Below are 14,412 nucleotides of genomic sequence, written 5' to 3'. Positions count from 1 at the left end.
CTGCTCCGCGCGGGGCGGTCCCGCGGGCCGCCGTGGGGCAACCTGCGGGACCGGCGCATTCGTGGCCGACGTCATTGCTTCCGGTACGAGTACGCCTCCGCAGCGGCCGCCTCCACCGCGGCGAGGTCCGCGCCCGCCGAGGCCGTGACCACCGCGGCCACCGCGCCCTCGACGAAGGGCGCGTCCACCAGCCGGGTGTTCTCCGGGAGCTCGTCACCCTCCGCGAGCAGGGCCTTCACGGTGAGGACCGCGCTGCCGAGATCCGTGAGGACGGCGACACCGGCGCCGCGGTCCACGGAGGCCGCCGCGGCGGCGATCAGCTCGGAGCTCGTACCCAGCCCGCCGTCCGCCGCGCCGCCGGCCGGGGCGACGGGAGCCGTCGTGCCGCCGCCCGCCAGACCCGTCGCCAGCTCGGCGACCGAGGCGGCGACGGCCGCGCTGTGGGACACGAGGACGATCCCGACGAGTTGCGGGCCGGCGTCGGCGGAGCCCGTCGAGTCACTCACCGGCTGCCTCCTCCAGCGCGCCGATGAGCAGCGCGGCGGAGGTGGCACCGGGATCCTGGTGCCCGATGCTGCGCTCGCCCAGATAGCTCGCGCGGCCCTTGCGGGCCTGCAACGGGGTCGTCGCGGCGGCGCCTGCCTCGGCGGCGGCCTTCGCGGCGGCGAAGGAGTCGGAGAGCGCGTCGACGGCGGGCACCAGCGCGTCGATCATCGTCTTGTCGCCGGGCGCGGCTCCGCCCAGGGTCATCACGGCGTCCACGCCCGTGCGCAGCGCGTCGGCGAACTGCTCCTCGGTGACCTCGGCGGCATCCCCGAGCGCCTTGCCCGTACGGCGCAGCAGGGTGCCGTACAGCGGTCCGGACGCCCCGCCGACCGTCGAGATCAGCTGTCGTCCGGTGACCGTGAGGACAGCGCCCGGCGTGTCCGGGGCCTCCTTCTCCAGCGTGGCCACCACGGCGGTGAACCCGCGCTTCAGATTGCTGCCGTGGTCGGCGTCACCGATCGGCGAGTCCAGATCGGTGAGCCGTTCCGCCTCGCGGTCCACGGACGCGGCGGTGGCCGTCATCCAACGGCGGAAGAAATCGGCGTCGAGCACGGAATCTCCTTGCGTGGTACGAACGTTGAGCGGGCCGGCGTCGGCGTCAGACGCCCCAGCGCAGGCCCGGTGTCTTCACCGGCGCGTTCCACAGCCGCAGCAGTTCCTCGTCGACCTGGCACAGGGTCACCGAGGCGCCGGCCATGTCGAGCGAGGTGACGTAGTTGCCGACGAGGGTGTGCGCCACGACGACGCCGCGTTCGGTCAGCACCCGCTGCACCTCCGCGTTGAAGCCGTACAGCTCCAGGAGCGGGGTCGCGCCCATGCCGTTGACCATGACCAGCACCGGATTGCGCGGATCGAGGTCCTCCAGGACGGCGTCCACCGAGAAGTCGGCGATCTCCCGCGAGGTCATCATCGCGCGTCGCTCCCGGCCCGGCTCGCCGTGGATGCCGACGCCGAGCTCCAGCTCCCCGGGCGGCAGGTCGAAGGTGGGGCTGCCCTTGGCCGGGGTGGTGCACGCGCTGAGGGCGACGCCGAAGCTGCGCGAGTTCTCGTTGACCTGGCGGGCCAGTGCCTCGACCCGCTCCAGCGGTGCGCCCTCCTCGGCGGCGGCGCCCGCGATCTTCTCCACGTACAGCGTCGCGCCCGTGCCGCGCCGCCCCGCCGTGTAGAGGCTGTCGGTGACGGCGACGTCGTCGTTGACGAGGACCTTGGCGATCCGGATGCCCTCCTCCTCGGCGAGCTCGGCCGCCATGTCGAAGTTGAGCACGTCACCGGTGTAGTTCTTCACGATGAACAGCACGCCCGCGCCGCTGTCCACGGCGGCCGCGGCTCGCAGCATCTGGTCCGGCACAGGGGAGGTGAAGATCTCGCCGGGACAGGCCGCCGACAGCATCCCGGGTCCGACGAATCCGCCGTGCAGCGGCTCGTGCCCCGATCCGCCACCGGAGACGAGGCCCACCCTGCCGGCCACCGGAGCGTCCCGCCGTACGATCACCCGGTTGTCCACGTCGACCGTCAGCTCCGGATGGGCCGCCGCCATACCCCGCAGGGCATCCGCGACCACGGTCTCCGCCACGTTGATGAGCATCCTCATGGGTACCTCCTGGTGAGATTAGCAGCTGAGCCTTTGACCAGTATATTTCCTGGTCAGCGTGCGTGCGGATGGTTTTCGATCTTGGCGGTCCGTAGCGGTTGGAAGCGGGGTCTGGCGGGGTTGATGCTGACCTAATGCTGACTTTTGTGACAGGGCGTCAGGTGCTGATATCTGCACGTGGCCGAGCCGAGCGGTCCACTCTTTGCAGTATCGGTGATCAGGGTGTGGTGGTCACCTGTAGCGACACTCTTGGGTTTGTGGGAGATGGATCAGATCGAGACGGTCGACGCCCCCCGGCCCTGCATGTACGAGCCGCGGCTGTGGTCGCCAGCAATTCCGGTCTCCCGCTTGCGCAGCTCGGCGACCATGTTCACCAGGTCCTGGAGGCTGCGGCCGTACCGGTCCAGGGAGGGGACGACGAGGGTGCACCGGCTTGGAGGAAGGCGTGGCACGCCTTCAGCTCCGGGCGCAGGTCGTTCTTCCCGGACTTCTTCTCGGCGCGCCGCCGGGATCACCCACAAACACACGGGCCCCTATCGCCCGTAGACGAACGGCAAGGTCGAGCGCCTGAATCGCACCTTGCTCGACGAGTGGGCGTACGTGCGCCCGTACTCCAGCAGCGCCGAACGCACCGAAGCTCTGGCGGATTTCCTGCACACCTACAACTATCACCGGTGCCACACCGCACGCGATGGTCAGCCACCCATCAGTCGCGTCGACAACCCTGCGGGTCAATACACCTAGTTGGGGAATTTCCGAGGTGGTCACGCTGGCCGACGGCATGGGCTTGTCGATCTCGGTCTTCTCGACGCCGCCCGAAAGGTAGCTGCCGATCGCGATGACCGCGACGGCTGCTGTGCCCGAACTGTGTGGTCAGGAGCCATCCTTCAGCTTTGGTTTCTTGACGCCGGGAAGCTGGTCTAGGCTGCCGCCGTCGTCGGCCATGGGGTCCGGCGGGACAAGGAGAGGCAGAGGATGCCGCAAGCGGGACATGCGACCGGCCCGGCGGGCACGCCAGGCCGACGGACGCTCAGTGCGGTGCAGGAAACGGCCCGGATGGACGCGGTACGCCGCTACGACATCCTCGACACCCCGCCGGACGGTGCGTTCAACCGCGTCGCGGCGATGGCGGCCCGGCTGTTCCAGGTGCCGGTGGCGAGCGTGACGATCGTGGACGAGGACCGGATCTGGTTCAAGGCCGCTCACGGCCTGGACGGCGTGAGCGAGATCGGCCGGGAGCCGGGCCTGTGCGGCTCGGCCATTCTCTCCGACGAGACCCTGGTCATCCCGGACACCCTCACCGACCCGGTCGCCTGCGACAATGCTCTGGTCACCGGGCCGATGGCGGTCCGCTTCTACGCGGCTGCCCCGATCGTCACCGGCGACGGGCATCGGCTGGGCACCGTCAACATCCTCGACACCAGACCGCGCCTGATCACCGAGGACGACACCGCCACCCTCGCGGATTTGGCCTCGATCGTGCTGGACGAGCTGGAGATGCGCCTGGCGGCCTTGAACGCGCTGCGCACCGAGCAGGATCGGCGCGTCGAGCAGGAGGAGGCCCGCGAGCGGGCGGAGCGCGACATGGCCGCCATCCAGGCGTTCGCCTCCACCCTCCAGCGCACCCTGCTGCCGCCGGCGCTGCCGGTGGTACCGGGGCTGGAACTGGCCTGCCACTACGCCACCGCTTCCCCGCAGGACGTGGGCGGCGACTTCTACGACGTCTTCTCCCTCGACGGCAAGAGGTGGGCGTTCTTCCTCGGTGATGTGTGTGGCAAGGGACCCGAAGCGGCCGCCGTCACCTCCCTGACCCGCTACACCCTGCGCGCCGCCGCGCAGATCGACCCGGACCCCGAAAAGGTTCTCACTTCGCTGAACAGGGCACTGCTGCTCGACCCGGCCGTCGGCACCCGGTTCTGTACCGCGGTCTTCGGGATCCTCGAACCGCACGAGAAACAAGGGTTCACCGTCACGGTGGCCACCGGCGGGCACCCCCCGGCGTACCACCTGCGCGGGCAGGGAGCGGTGGAGACGGTGCAGCCCAGGGGCGGCATGCTCATCGGCGCCCTCGCCGAGGCGCGCTTCGCCTCCCACACCTTCCACCTCGCCCCGGGAGACGGGCTGCTCCTCTACACCGACGGACTGACCGAGGCCCGCACCGCCAACGGGAAGATGATCGGCGAAGAGGGCCTGACCGGTCTCCTCGCCGCCCGCACCGCGCCGGTGAGCGCGACGGCAGTCGTCGAGGACACCGTCGCGCTCCTCGACGCCACACCCCACGGGGCCGGAGACGACGTCGCCCTGCTGGCCCTGTCCGTCCCCCTCGCCGACGCCGCGGGCCGCCTCACCGCCATCGCCACCGCCCACACCATCGCCCCCGCCGGCGGCGAGATGCCGGAGAGCCGCCCGTGACCGACTTCCGCCTCACCGCACAACACACCGACGGCGACCTCGCCCTGGCCCAGGTCGCCGGAGACCTCGACGTCGCCACAGCCCCCCACCTGCGCGCCCAGGCACTGGCCCTGATCGAACAAGGCCACCGCCACCTGATCCTCGATCTCGCGGCCGTCACCTTCTGCGACTCCTCCGGCTTCAACGCCCTCGTCGGCATCTACCGCTGCGCCAAGACCGCCGACGGCACCCTGGTCCTTGCCGCCGTCCCCGACCGCCTTGAGCGGCTGCTGGACCTCACCGGCCTCAGCACCCTGCTGCCCGCCCACCCCACAGCCGCCCACGCCCTCGTCGCCCACACCCGCACACAGGACACGGCCACCGCGTAACCCCCCGCGGTGGCCGCCGGGCATACGCGGGCACCGCAGCGTCAAGAGTTGGCCTCATGTCCGGCATGACGTGCCGGTGCTCGCGGAAGTTCTCCCGCAGAAGCGACTTCACCCGACCGGGTAGGACCCCGGGCCCGGCGTCCACGGAGGACGTCGGAGGTGCTCGTTGCGGCCGGCCCGCGCGGTGTCGTCCTGGGTGAGGTGCTGGACTGGGGTGTTGCTCGCACGCTGGTGGTGGTGTGTAGGTTCTCGGGGCCTGTCGCTGTTTGCTGTGCCCCGAACTGTGTGGTCAGGCGCCATCTCGTTGCGTTTGGTGACGGTGCCGATCAACGTCCAGTCGTCCGCCGAGGCCCACAGCGTCCGCTTCCACCAGGACCACCTCGACGACATGTCGCGGGTCCGCGTGCGCAAGAGGCCTTCGTGCCAGCCGACAGCATCGACCCGCTCCAGATCGGCGAGGGCTACCACCTCCAGGCCAGTGGCCAGGTGGCAGCGAAGCCCTACACCCTGCTGCGGAAAGCGCTCGAGCGCAGCTCCAAGGTTGCGGTGGCGAAGTACGCCTGGTCCGGCCGGGAGCGGCTGGGTCTGCTCCGGTTCCGGGGCGAGGCGATCGTTTTGCACGCGATGCGCTGGCCGGATGAGATCCGCGACCCTGCCGAACTCTCACCGGGCGACATCGAGCTGGACGCGGAGGCGGTCAGTGACCGGATCCGCGGAAAGTTCGGGCCCGGCGCGATCGTCCCGGCCGCCACGCTCCTGCGCGTTTCGTAGGAAGTGCCTGTTTTCGATCCCTCCCGGTTGAACGCTGACGGTTCCTACCGTGAGGCAAATGACAGAGTCACGGGCCGTTTCGGCTGCCCGACGAACACGACGGCATGGCACATGATCAACCTCTGGTGTTCCAAGGCAAACTGCGGGTCAGTAGCAGGACTTGGAGTCGGAGGCACACCGCTCGTGGCGGCGAACATCAACCCCACCGTCAGGAGACGCCGTCTGGGAGCCGAGCTCCGCCGGCTCCGCCAGGCCAGTGGGCTGAAGAGCAGAGAAGTGGCCGAGCGGCTCATGGTCTCTCAGCCCAAGATCAGTCACCTGGAGAACGGCAACCGCACCATCAGCCCCCGCGACGTACGCGATCTGTGCGCGATCTACGGAGTGACGGACCCGCAGGTCATCGACTCACTGATGCAGATGGCCAAGGAATCCGGACAGCAGGGCTGGTGGCACGCCTACGGCAGCATCCCCCAAAGTGCCTATATCGCCCTGGAGACGGACGCCGTCCGCCTCCATCTCTACGCATCCATGGCGATCCCCGGGCTGCTGCAGACTCCCGCCTACGCTCACGCGGTCATCGGGGAAACGATCCCTCTGCCGACCGCCGAAGAGGCCGGCACACGTCTGAAGGTGCGGCTGCGCCGTCAGCACCGGATCTACGACCCGGCCCGCCCGCTACGCCTGTGGGTCGTCCTGGACGAATCGTCACTGCGCCGCGTCGTCGGCGGCCCGGACGTCATGCGGGAACAACTGGAGCACCTGAACGCACTGGGTGCCGAGCCGCACATCACGGTGCAGGTCATCCCCTACACGGCGGGCGCCCATCCGGGCCTGTCAGGACAGTTCTCCATCCTGCACTTCGCCGACAGCTCCGTTCCGGCGGTGGTGTATCTGGAGCAGTTCACCAGCGACCTCTACCTGGACAAGCCATCCGACGTGCAGCATTACAGCGTGCTGCATGGTCACCTTCAGGCCCAGGCTCTCGACCCTGACGGCAGCCGCGATTTCATTACCGGCGTCACCAAGATGTACATCGACGCGGCGAGCCGTCCCTGAGTGCCAGGATCGCGAGAGGTGAGTCTGCTGGGGACTTGGCGGTAGCTTCGCCGTCAGCGAGCGTCGGCACGGTCCGCAGCGCCCGAGGCATGCGCCGATCAGCGCGGCCGCGGTCCGCATGTCCGGCGCGGATTCAGAAGCTGTGCTTGAGCCGAACGCGACAACTCCGGGGCTCACTGCTCGGGGCGCCGGTACCGGAACCGCACAGCCCGGCGCAGCGTTGACCCCAGCATGAATGACACGGTCGCGATCGCTCTGGTCACCGGTGGGTTCACCTTGCTGGCATCCGCCACCTCCAGCTGGTTCGCCATGCGAGCAACTGGCCGACAAGCGGCTCAGCAGCTGCGCATAGCTCAGGAGGACAGGGCAGACAGTCGCGCAGCCGGTCAGAGGGAGGTCCGGCGCGAGCTGTATCGGCGGGTTTTGCAGCAGGCGCTGGACGCGGCAAGGTGCGTTTTCGCCCTGCGGCCGTCGGCAGACCTTGCGCACGAAGAGTTCGAATCTGCGGCGCGGCGGGCCCGGGAAGCGATCGGGGAACTGTCCGCGGTCGAGGCGCTGATCACGCTGGAGGGCCCGGAGGAGATGACAGACGCGGCCGAGAAGGTCATCAGCACGCTGCGCTACGAGCACAGTGCCGCGCGTGCTTTGCACTTGGACAAGGGACCCCGGCAGTGGCATAGCTATGAGGAGGCGTTTGCCCAGCGCATCCAGTCCCTGCGGGACCTGGCAGCTAGGGCCCGGGCAGCTTTGGGAGCGGACATCAGCACCTCCTAGCGGTTGGTGGGGCTGGTGCGCCGGGGCAGCACCAGCTCGGTGCGCTACCGACGGGCGATGCTGCTGCTGGCCTCGGCCGGCGGGAACTGTGTGCCGGTGATCGCCCAGCTGGTGCAGGCCGACGAGAACACCGTGCGCAATGTGATCCACCGCTTCAACGAGATTGGCCTGGCCTTCCTGGACCCTCGGTGGGCGGGAGGCCGTCCCCGCCAACTCAGCGACGAGGAAGAGGATTTCTTCAGCGTGACGGCCACGACACGACCGGTCGAACTCGGCCGGCCGTTCACCCGCTGGTCGCTGCGCAAGCTGGTCGCCTACCTGCGGAAAGTGCACGGCCGGGTGATCCGTATCGGCCGCGAGACGTTACGGTCACTGCTCGCCCGCCGCGGCGTCAATTTCCAGCACACCAAGACGTGGAAGGAGTCCCCGGACCTCGACCGGGAGGCGAAGCTGGACCGGATCGAGGAGGTCCTTCCCCGCCTCTGCGACCCGGTGTTCGCCTTCGACGAGTTCGGCCCGCTCGGGATCCGGCCCACCGCGGGCTCGGGCTGGGCGAAACGGAAGCATCCCGACCGGGTGCCGGCTACCTATCACCGCACTCACGGGGTGCGTTACTTCCACGGCTGCTACTCCGTCGGCGACGACCGTCTGTGGGGCGTCAACCACCGCAAGAAAGGTGCCGCAAACACGCTGGCCGCGCTGAAGTCGATCCGCGCCGCCCGGCCTGACGGCGCACCGATCTACGTGGTCATGGACAACTTGTCCGCCCACAAAGGCGTCGACATCCACCGCTGGGCGAAGAAACGCAAGGTTGAGCTGTGCTTCCCCCCGACCTACGCCTCGTGGGCGAACCCGATCGAAGCCCACTTCGGACCGCTGAGGCAGTTCACCATCGCCAACTCGAACTATCCCAACCACACCGTGCAGACCCGGGCCCTGCACGCCTACCTCCGCTGGCGCGACGCCAACGCCCGTCACCGCGACGTCCTGGCCGCCGAACGCAAGGAACGCGCCCGCATCCGCAGCGAGAAGGGCATCCGCTGGGGCGGACGCCCTCTCAAAGCCGCAACCTGACCGCAACCCGGCGAACCTGCGCGGTCACAGCGCTATCCCGGGGTGGTCATGTCTACGCTGGCGGCGTGACATTGGTGTGGGTGACGGGCAATTCAGGGACTGGTAAGTCCACAGTCTGCGGGGTGTTGCGAGCGCGTGGCTACGTTGCGCTCGACGCCGACGAAGACGGCTTCAGTCGCTGGATCGACCGGGCCAAGGGCGAGGTCGTGGTGGATCCTCCGTATCCGGTTCCTGGGGGCTGGCTCGACCGATACGGGTGGGCGATCGTCCGTGAGCTCGTTGAGGCCCTCGTCGAGGAGTCTCGTTTCCGAATCGCGTTCCTGTGTGGGTCGGCGGAGAACGAGGCAGACGTCCGCGATCTTTTCGACCTCATCGTGTGCCTGGTGATCGACGAGGACACCCTCCGCCACCGGCTCGCGACCCGCATTACGAACACCTTCGGGCAACATCCCGAAGAGCTCGCAGCGGTCCTGAAGTGGAACCCTCGGATGCGAGCGATCTACGAAGGCCGTGGCGCGACGGTCATCGATGCATCCAAGCCGGTGACCGAGGTAGTGGGCAGTGTGATCGACGCAGTTCAGGGGCTGACAGGGGCCACCCGATAAGTAGACGTAGTACTTCACCGCATCGCTCATCGTCAGCCCAACCGCCACGACCCCCGACCCGGCGAACCTATGTGGCCAGAGCACTAGCTGTATTGATCACGAACGTTGTTGACACTCCCGCCTGGGGCTCTGGATTCACTGCGGGGCTCGGGGCGTCGGGGGGCTGTGGCGACCTGTGTGTAGCGCTGATCCACGCGTAAGGCTGCGGCTGGCTTGCGGGCGGGTGCGGCTTCTATGCCGTGATGCGCAGGGCCAAGCCGTCCACGATGAGGGACAGTCCAGCCTCGAACGCCGCTTCGTGATCAATTTTGGGCGTGTCGGCCGTTAGGTCCGGGCTGTGGCCGGGGCCGGTGTCCGCCTGTTCTTCCAGGACGCTGCCGACTGTGAAGCGGCTGGCGGTCAGCATCCCCATCTGTGCGTCCCGCTCGGGTACGCCGGAGGCGAGGAGGAAGTCCATCTTGCGGCGGATCCGGTCAAGGTCGCTGGTGGGAGTGGTGCCGGCGTGGAGACGTGCGCCATCGCGGCGCATCAGCAGGGTGCGCCTGAAGCCGCGGGTGTTCTCCACGAACCAGTCGCGCCAGTCGTCCGCAGGCATCGGAAGTGGTGCGGTCGCATGAGGCGCCATCGCCACCTGCGCCATGGCGGCGAGGAGGTCCTTCTTGGTGCGGAAGTACCAGTACAGCGATGGCTGCTCGACGCCCAGCCGCTTGGCGAGCTGCCGCGTGCTGACGGCGTCCAGGCCAACCTCGTCGAGCAGGTTGAGCGCCTCGGCCACCACGGTCTCACGGTTCATCTTCGTCACGTTGACAATCTATCGCTGATAGATGACTCTGGAAAGGAATCATTCACCGATAGATTTTGGAATGGTGGACATGACACAGGGTTCGGGAACGCGCCCCTTGCGGGTCCTCATCGCCGGCGGCGGAGTCGCCGGGCAGGCGCTGGCCTTCTGGTTGACACGGGGCGGCCACCGCGTGACCGTCGTCGAGCGCTTCCCCGCGCTACGGGCCGCCGGCGCCCAGGTAGATCTCCGAGGCCAAGGCATCGAAGCCGTCCGGCGCATGGGACTCCTCGAAATCGTCCGGGACAAGCTCGTGGACGAGGAGGGCGTCGCCTTCGTCAACGACCGTGGCAAGGTCAAAGCGACGATCATGGCCAACACCTCCGGGCAGGGCCGTCAGACGCTGACGTCCGAGTACGAGATCATGCGCGGAGACCTGGTGCGCATCCTCAACGATGCGACCAAGCACGACACCAACTATGTCTTCGGCAAGAGCGTCGACGGTTTCGAGCAGGACGACCACAACGTTGTCGCACGCTTCTCCGATGGGACGTCCGGAGAGTTCGACCTCCTGGTCGGCGCGGATGGGCAAGGTTCACGCATCCGTCGGGCGATTCTCCCGAAGGGCTTCGATCCGTACTGGCGGCTCGGCATCCACATGGCGTACTGGTTCGTCCCGCGCATCGAGTCCGACAGCAATATCCGCGACACCTACATGGTCCCGGGAGGCCGTCAGATCATGCGCCGCAGCCACAACCCGGCCGAGACCCAGGTCTACTTCGTGATACGAGAAGAATCCGAGGAAGCCTCGGCGGTCCACCGGCAACCCGTCGAGCGTCAGCAGGAGTTCTGGGCGAGTAGGTTCCGCGATGCCGGATGGCAGACCGAGCGCTTCATCGAGGGCATGAAGACCAGTCCCTTCTTCTACTCCCAGGAGATCGCCCAGGTCCGCACCGACACCTGGTCCAAGGGCCGCGTCGTCCTGGCCGGGGACGCCGCGCACTGCGCCTCCCCTTACAGCGGCATGGGAATCTCCGGCGGCCTGGTCGGTGCCTACGTTCTGGCCAACGAGATCAACCAGCACCCGGACAATCTGCCGACCGCACTGGCGAACTACGACACCGTGCTGCGGCCCTTCATCAACGAGATCCAGGCCGAGGTGAATCCGCGTCTCCTGCGCCTGGGCATGCCGATGACCCAACGCGCTATCGACGCCTTCCAGACGGCCACCGCACTGGCCTGCTTCCTGCACATCCCCGACCTCGTCGCGCGCTGTTCGAAGGAGGACCGCGGCGGCAACTGGCAGCTCCCCCAGAGCCCGAAACGGCTGAGTGCTGCGTAGGAACCTCTCCTGGGCCCGATCCCTTGGGGGAGAAATGCTCATGACCTGTGGATCGATGTCGGGGAGACACGCGAAGGGCGTACCTTCCCGAATGATCCTGTGATGGTCACCGAGTAGGCCCGCGTTCGCAGCGTGGGTCGGGAAGGCACGCCCGTGCTCAGCGTAGTGAATCCCGACGGCTCCACCGAGTCCGGCTCCCTGATGGACGAGATCGTCCGCGAGGGCGCCCGGCGGATGCTGGCCGCCGCGCTGGAAGCCGAAGTTAATAGTCATATAGCCGAGTTGGCCGATCAGCGAGATCGCGACGGTCGCCGTCTGGTCGTGCGCAGTGGCTACCACCAGCCGCGGAAGGTCACGACAGTCGCCGGGGCAGTCGAGGTCAGGGCCCGCGAGTGAACGACAAGCGTGTCGACGACGCCACCGGGGAGCGCAAGCGGTTCGCCTCGGTGATCCTGCCGCCGTGGTGCCGGAAGTCCCCGAAGATCAGCGAGGTGCTGTCGCTGCTCTACCTGCATGGCTTGTCGTCGGGGGACTTCGTGCCCGCGCTGGAGCAGTTCCTCGGCTCGTCAGCTGGCCTGTCGCCCTCGACGGTGACCCGGCTGACCGCGCAGTGGCAGGCCGACCATACCGCGTTCCAGGACCGTGACTTGTCCGGCACGGACTACGCGTACGTGTGGGCGGACGGCGTGCACCTGCGGATACGCCTGGAAGAAGCGAAGGCCGCAGTACTGGTACTGATGGGTGTACGTGCCGACGGCACGAAGGAACTGATCGCGATGGCAGACGGCTACCGCGAATCGTCCGAGGCGTGGGCGGGCCTGCTGCGGGACTGCGCCCGCCGGGGCATGCGCGCTCCGGTCCTGGCCGTCGGCGACGGCGCGCTCGGCTTTTGGAACGCGCTGAACGAGGTGTTCCCCGACACCCGCCACCAGCGGTGCTGGGTGCGTAAAACTGCAAATGTGCTCGACGCCCTTCCGAAGTCCGCCCCGCCCGCGGCCAAGCGTGCGATCCAGGAGATCTACAACGCCGAGGACAAGGAGCACGCGGCCAGGGCCGTCCGTGACTTCGAGCGGGCTTACGGGGCGAAGTACCCCAAGGTCGTCAAGAGGATCACAGATGACGAGGACGAGCTGCTGGCGTTCTTCGACTTCCCCGCCGAGCACTGGATCCACCTGCGGACCACCAACCCGATCGAGTCGACCTTCGCCACCGTGTGACTGCGGACCAAGGTCACCAAAGGCGCCGGCTCCCGGGCCGCCGCACTGGCCTTCAAGCTCATCGAGTCCGCCCAGGCCCGGTGGCGGGCTGTGAACGCGCCCCATCTTGTTGCTCTTGTCCGCGCCGGGGCCCGCTTCGAACGCGGCCAACTCGTCGAACGACCCGAGACCCTCGCGGCATGAACATGTCCCACTGCAGAAGTACAGATCTGCCTGAGCGTTGAGTCGGGTCGCCCGCCTGTGCCTAAAGGTCCGCTACGAGAAGCCGGTAGCCGACGTCTAGTGTTTCGCAGTCGAGCAGGTCGGCATAGCGTTCGTGCCACAGGCCGGAGGACAGGTCGCTGGACAGTCGGGCCAGACCCGGGCGGAGGACCTCCTCGCCGGTCTGGGCGAGCATCGAGATGCCGGCTCGCACGTTCGGATCGAGGTATGCCTCAGGTCGGCGCCAGAAGGCGGCGCCGAATCCGTCGGTGCAGTCGTGCGGAATCGGGACCGTCTCGACGCGGGCTTCTCCCAGCAGCGCGATCAGCCGATCGATGAGGACGGTCTGGGTGTCGGTGAACGCGGCTACCTCGGGCAGGTACTCGTTCAGCAGCCAAAACCTGCGGAAGATGGCCTGGTCCCAAGTGAAGATGACGACGCGTTGCCGGGCGATCCGAAGGAGTTCCCCGATGCCGGCTTCCACGTTCGTCCAGTGGTGCACAGTCAGGATGGCCATCGTCGCGTCGGCCGAGTCGTCGGCGATGGGGATCAACTCTGCGGATGCCTGCAGGGCTCGCGCGGATCCGGCCGGACGTTGGGTGATCATCACCGCACTGGGTTCAACTGCCAGCACGGTTTGCGGTGGTTCGTAGGAGCCGGCGCCAGCACCGACGTTGATGACAGTGCTGGCATCGCCCAGCGCCTCGTGGATCTTGACAGCGATCCGGTGGTCGGGGCGTCGCGTGTGATTGTAGGTCGCACCGATGCGGTCATACGTCGTCACGACCGACAGTATGCCTCGTCACTCACCACCCACCGTTGCTGATGAGCCATCCACAAGTACTGACAATTTCTCCCGTGAGGATCCGGAGTTCGGCTACCGATTCCTGGCCGACGAGGCCCGCAACGCGGGATCCGGCATGGCCGACCGGACCGCGTGGCGGATATGCCGGGACAACAACTGGTGGAGCGTGTTCGGCAAGAAGCGCGGCAGTGTCAAGAAGGCCGGCCCGCCGGTCCACGACGACCTCGTCCGCCGTGACTTCACCGCGACCGGCCCGAACCGGCTGTGGCTCACAGACATCACCGAACACGCCACCGGCGAAGGGAAGTTGCATCTCTGTGCGATCAAGGACGTCTTCAGCAGGAGGATCGTCGGCTACTCGATCGACACGCGGATGAAGTCCCGCCTGGCCGTCACAGCTCTCAACAACGCTGTTGCCCGGCGTGGACACGTCGACGGATGCGTTCTGCACAGCGATCGCGGATCGCAGTTCCGGTCAGGGAAGTTCGTCCGGGCCCTCGACCGGCCCCGGACCGTCGGCTCGACCCGAGGCGCTGTTGAGTGGATTGCCGCTGCCGGTCCAAGGTTGTTCACAAACGGTGCCGGAGTCATGCCGGGATGAGGCTCGGCCACCAGGGTGGGACGTTGCCCGGGCAAAATGGAGCGGGGTAGGAGTGCGGCATCCCGAGCCATGTGACAAGGAACCAGGTGGACCACAAGGTGAAGATGAGCCCTGCCATCAGGGCTGTCCTGCGATGACGTCTTCCGAGGGTGTTGTGCAGGATCACCCACGGGACCGCAGCGGCGATCCATATGAGAGGCGCAAGAAACAGCAAAGTCATGCCGTTGGCTCCTGCGCTGCTGCCGATGTCACAAGCAGCCCATGCCCT

Annotated in this window: 13 protein-coding genes and 4 pseudogenes; 11 read left to right on the top strand and 6 right to left on the bottom strand. The window is 67.7% G+C overall.

Features of this window, described 5'->3' with window-relative positions:
- Positions 1 to 71: 71 nt before the first annotated feature.
- From ACIBLC_RS08105 to ACIBLC_RS08090, 4 genes are all read right to left on the bottom strand, one after another.
- Complete coding sequence (locus tag ACIBLC_RS08105) at positions 72 to 506, bottom strand: PTS fructose transporter subunit IIA (RefSeq protein ID WP_399209919.1); 435 nt, start codon at positions 504 to 506, stop codon at positions 72 to 74.
- Complete coding sequence (gene dhaL, locus ACIBLC_RS08100; protein ID WP_399209918.1) at positions 499 to 1,098, bottom strand: dihydroxyacetone kinase subunit DhaL; 600 nt, start codon at positions 1,096 to 1,098, stop codon at positions 499 to 501. The genes ACIBLC_RS08105 and dhaL overlap by 8 nt, the downstream gene beginning before the upstream one ends.
- 46 nt (positions 1,099 to 1,144) lie before the next feature.
- On the bottom strand, positions 1,145 to 2,137 hold the full coding sequence (gene dhaK / locus ACIBLC_RS08095; protein WP_399209917.1) for a dihydroxyacetone kinase subunit DhaK: 993 nt from the start codon (positions 2,135 to 2,137) through the stop codon (positions 1,145 to 1,147).
- A gap of 269 nt (positions 2,138 to 2,406) precedes the next feature.
- Positions 2,407 to 2,589, bottom strand: coding sequence for a recombinase family protein (locus ACIBLC_RS08090; RefSeq protein ID WP_399209916.1), 183 nt, complete (start codon positions 2,587 to 2,589; stop codon positions 2,407 to 2,409).
- A gap of 49 nt (positions 2,590 to 2,638) precedes the next feature.
- On the opposite strand from ACIBLC_RS08090, the pseudogene ACIBLC_RS08085 reads away from it, so the two are divergent.
- The 8 genes and pseudogenes from ACIBLC_RS08085 to ACIBLC_RS08050 all read left to right on the top strand — a co-directional run.
- Positions 2,639 to 2,881, top strand: a pseudogene (locus ACIBLC_RS08085) (integrase core domain-containing protein); the annotation flags it as partial.
- A 294-nt stretch (positions 2,882 to 3,175) separates the two neighbouring features.
- Positions 3,176 to 4,549 (top strand): PP2C family protein-serine/threonine phosphatase, encoded by a 1,374-nt coding sequence (locus ACIBLC_RS08080; RefSeq protein ID WP_399209915.1) that lies wholly within the window; start codon positions 3,176 to 3,178, stop codon positions 4,547 to 4,549.
- Positions 4,546 to 4,917 (top strand): STAS domain-containing protein, encoded by a 372-nt coding sequence (locus ACIBLC_RS08075; RefSeq protein WP_399209914.1) that lies wholly within the window; start codon positions 4,546 to 4,548, stop codon positions 4,915 to 4,917. Before ACIBLC_RS08080 ends, ACIBLC_RS08075 begins: the two co-directional genes overlap by 4 nt.
- A 271-nt stretch (positions 4,918 to 5,188) precedes the next feature.
- Positions 5,189 to 5,622: pseudogene (locus tag ACIBLC_RS08070) on the top strand (Ku protein); the annotation flags it as partial.
- Positions 5,623 to 5,871: 249 nt separating this feature from the next.
- Positions 5,872 to 6,744 carry a helix-turn-helix domain-containing protein gene (locus tag ACIBLC_RS08065; RefSeq protein WP_399209913.1) on the top strand — a complete coding sequence of 291 codons (873 nt, stop codon included), beginning with the start codon at positions 5,872 to 5,874 and terminating at the stop codon, positions 6,742 to 6,744.
- Between the two features lie 231 nt (positions 6,745 to 6,975).
- Positions 6,976 to 7,518 carry a hypothetical protein gene (locus ACIBLC_RS08060; protein WP_399209912.1) on the top strand — a complete coding sequence of 181 codons (543 nt, stop codon included), beginning with the start codon at positions 6,976 to 6,978 and terminating at the stop codon, positions 7,516 to 7,518.
- Between the two features lie 57 nt (positions 7,519 to 7,575).
- Complete coding sequence (locus ACIBLC_RS08055; protein WP_399210428.1) at positions 7,576 to 8,592, top strand: IS630 family transposase; 1,017 nt, start codon at positions 7,576 to 7,578, stop codon at positions 8,590 to 8,592.
- A gap of 65 nt (positions 8,593 to 8,657) precedes the next feature.
- The gene (locus tag ACIBLC_RS08050; protein WP_399209911.1) at positions 8,658 to 9,197 is read left to right on the top strand and encodes an AAA family ATPase; all 540 of its coding nucleotides are present in this window, start codon (positions 8,658 to 8,660) and stop codon (positions 9,195 to 9,197) included.
- A gap of 232 nt (positions 9,198 to 9,429) precedes the next feature.
- Here the strand turns inward: ACIBLC_RS08050 and ACIBLC_RS08045 are convergent, their stop codons facing one another.
- Complete coding sequence (locus ACIBLC_RS08045) at positions 9,430 to 9,990, bottom strand: TetR/AcrR family transcriptional regulator C-terminal domain-containing protein (RefSeq protein WP_399210426.1); 561 nt, start codon at positions 9,988 to 9,990, stop codon at positions 9,430 to 9,432.
- 79 nt (positions 9,991 to 10,069) lie between these two features.
- Here ACIBLC_RS08045 and ACIBLC_RS08040 point away from each other — a divergent pair, with 79 nt between their 5' ends.
- Both ACIBLC_RS08040 and ACIBLC_RS08035 read left to right on the top strand, forming a co-directional pair.
- Positions 10,070 to 11,320, top strand: coding sequence for an FAD-dependent monooxygenase (locus tag ACIBLC_RS08040; protein WP_399209910.1), 1,251 nt, complete (start codon positions 10,070 to 10,072; stop codon positions 11,318 to 11,320).
- 153 nt (positions 11,321 to 11,473) lie between these two features.
- A pseudogene (locus tag ACIBLC_RS08035) lies at positions 11,474 to 12,720 on the top strand (IS256 family transposase).
- Between the two features lie 61 nt (positions 12,721 to 12,781).
- Here ACIBLC_RS08035 and ACIBLC_RS08030 read toward each other — a convergent pair.
- Positions 12,782 to 13,522: a class I SAM-dependent methyltransferase gene (locus ACIBLC_RS08030; protein ID WP_399209909.1), complete on the bottom strand. Its 741-nt coding sequence runs from the start codon at positions 13,520 to 13,522 to the stop codon at positions 12,782 to 12,784.
- A 76-nt stretch (positions 13,523 to 13,598) separates the two neighbouring features.
- Here ACIBLC_RS08030 and ACIBLC_RS08025 point away from each other — a divergent pair.
- Positions 13,599 to 14,066 (top strand): annotated as a pseudogene (locus ACIBLC_RS08025) (transposase); the annotation flags it as partial.
- Positions 14,067 to 14,412 lie beyond the last annotated feature (346 nt).

The organism is Streptomyces sp. NPDC050535, from assembly GCF_044457665.1.
GTDB lineage: Bacteria > Actinomycetota > Actinomycetes > Streptomycetales > Streptomycetaceae > Streptomyces.
The sequence above is the reverse complement of the archived record's forward strand: the minus strand, read 5'-3'. Positions and strand labels throughout refer to the sequence as shown.

Bases quoted from the DNA above. Each gene is read 5' to 3' on its own strand.
- ACIBLC_RS08055 (WP_399210428.1), top strand. From the start codon at position 7,576: ATGCTGCTGCTGGCCTCGGCCGGCGGGAACTGTGTGCCGGTGATCGCC.
- dhaK (WP_399209917.1), bottom strand. From the start codon at position 2,137: ATGAGGATGCTCATCAACGTGGCGGAGACCGTGGTCGCGGATGCCCTG.
- ACIBLC_RS08045 (WP_399210426.1), bottom strand. From the start codon at position 9,990: ATGAACCGTGAGACCGTGGTGGCCGAGGCGCTCAACCTGCTCGACGAG.
- ACIBLC_RS08040 (WP_399209910.1), top strand. From the start codon at position 10,070: ATGACACAGGGTTCGGGAACGCGCCCCTTGCGGGTCCTCATCGCCGGC.
- ACIBLC_RS08060 (WP_399209912.1), top strand. From the start codon at position 6,976: ATGAATGACACGGTCGCGATCGCTCTGGTCACCGGTGGGTTCACCTTG.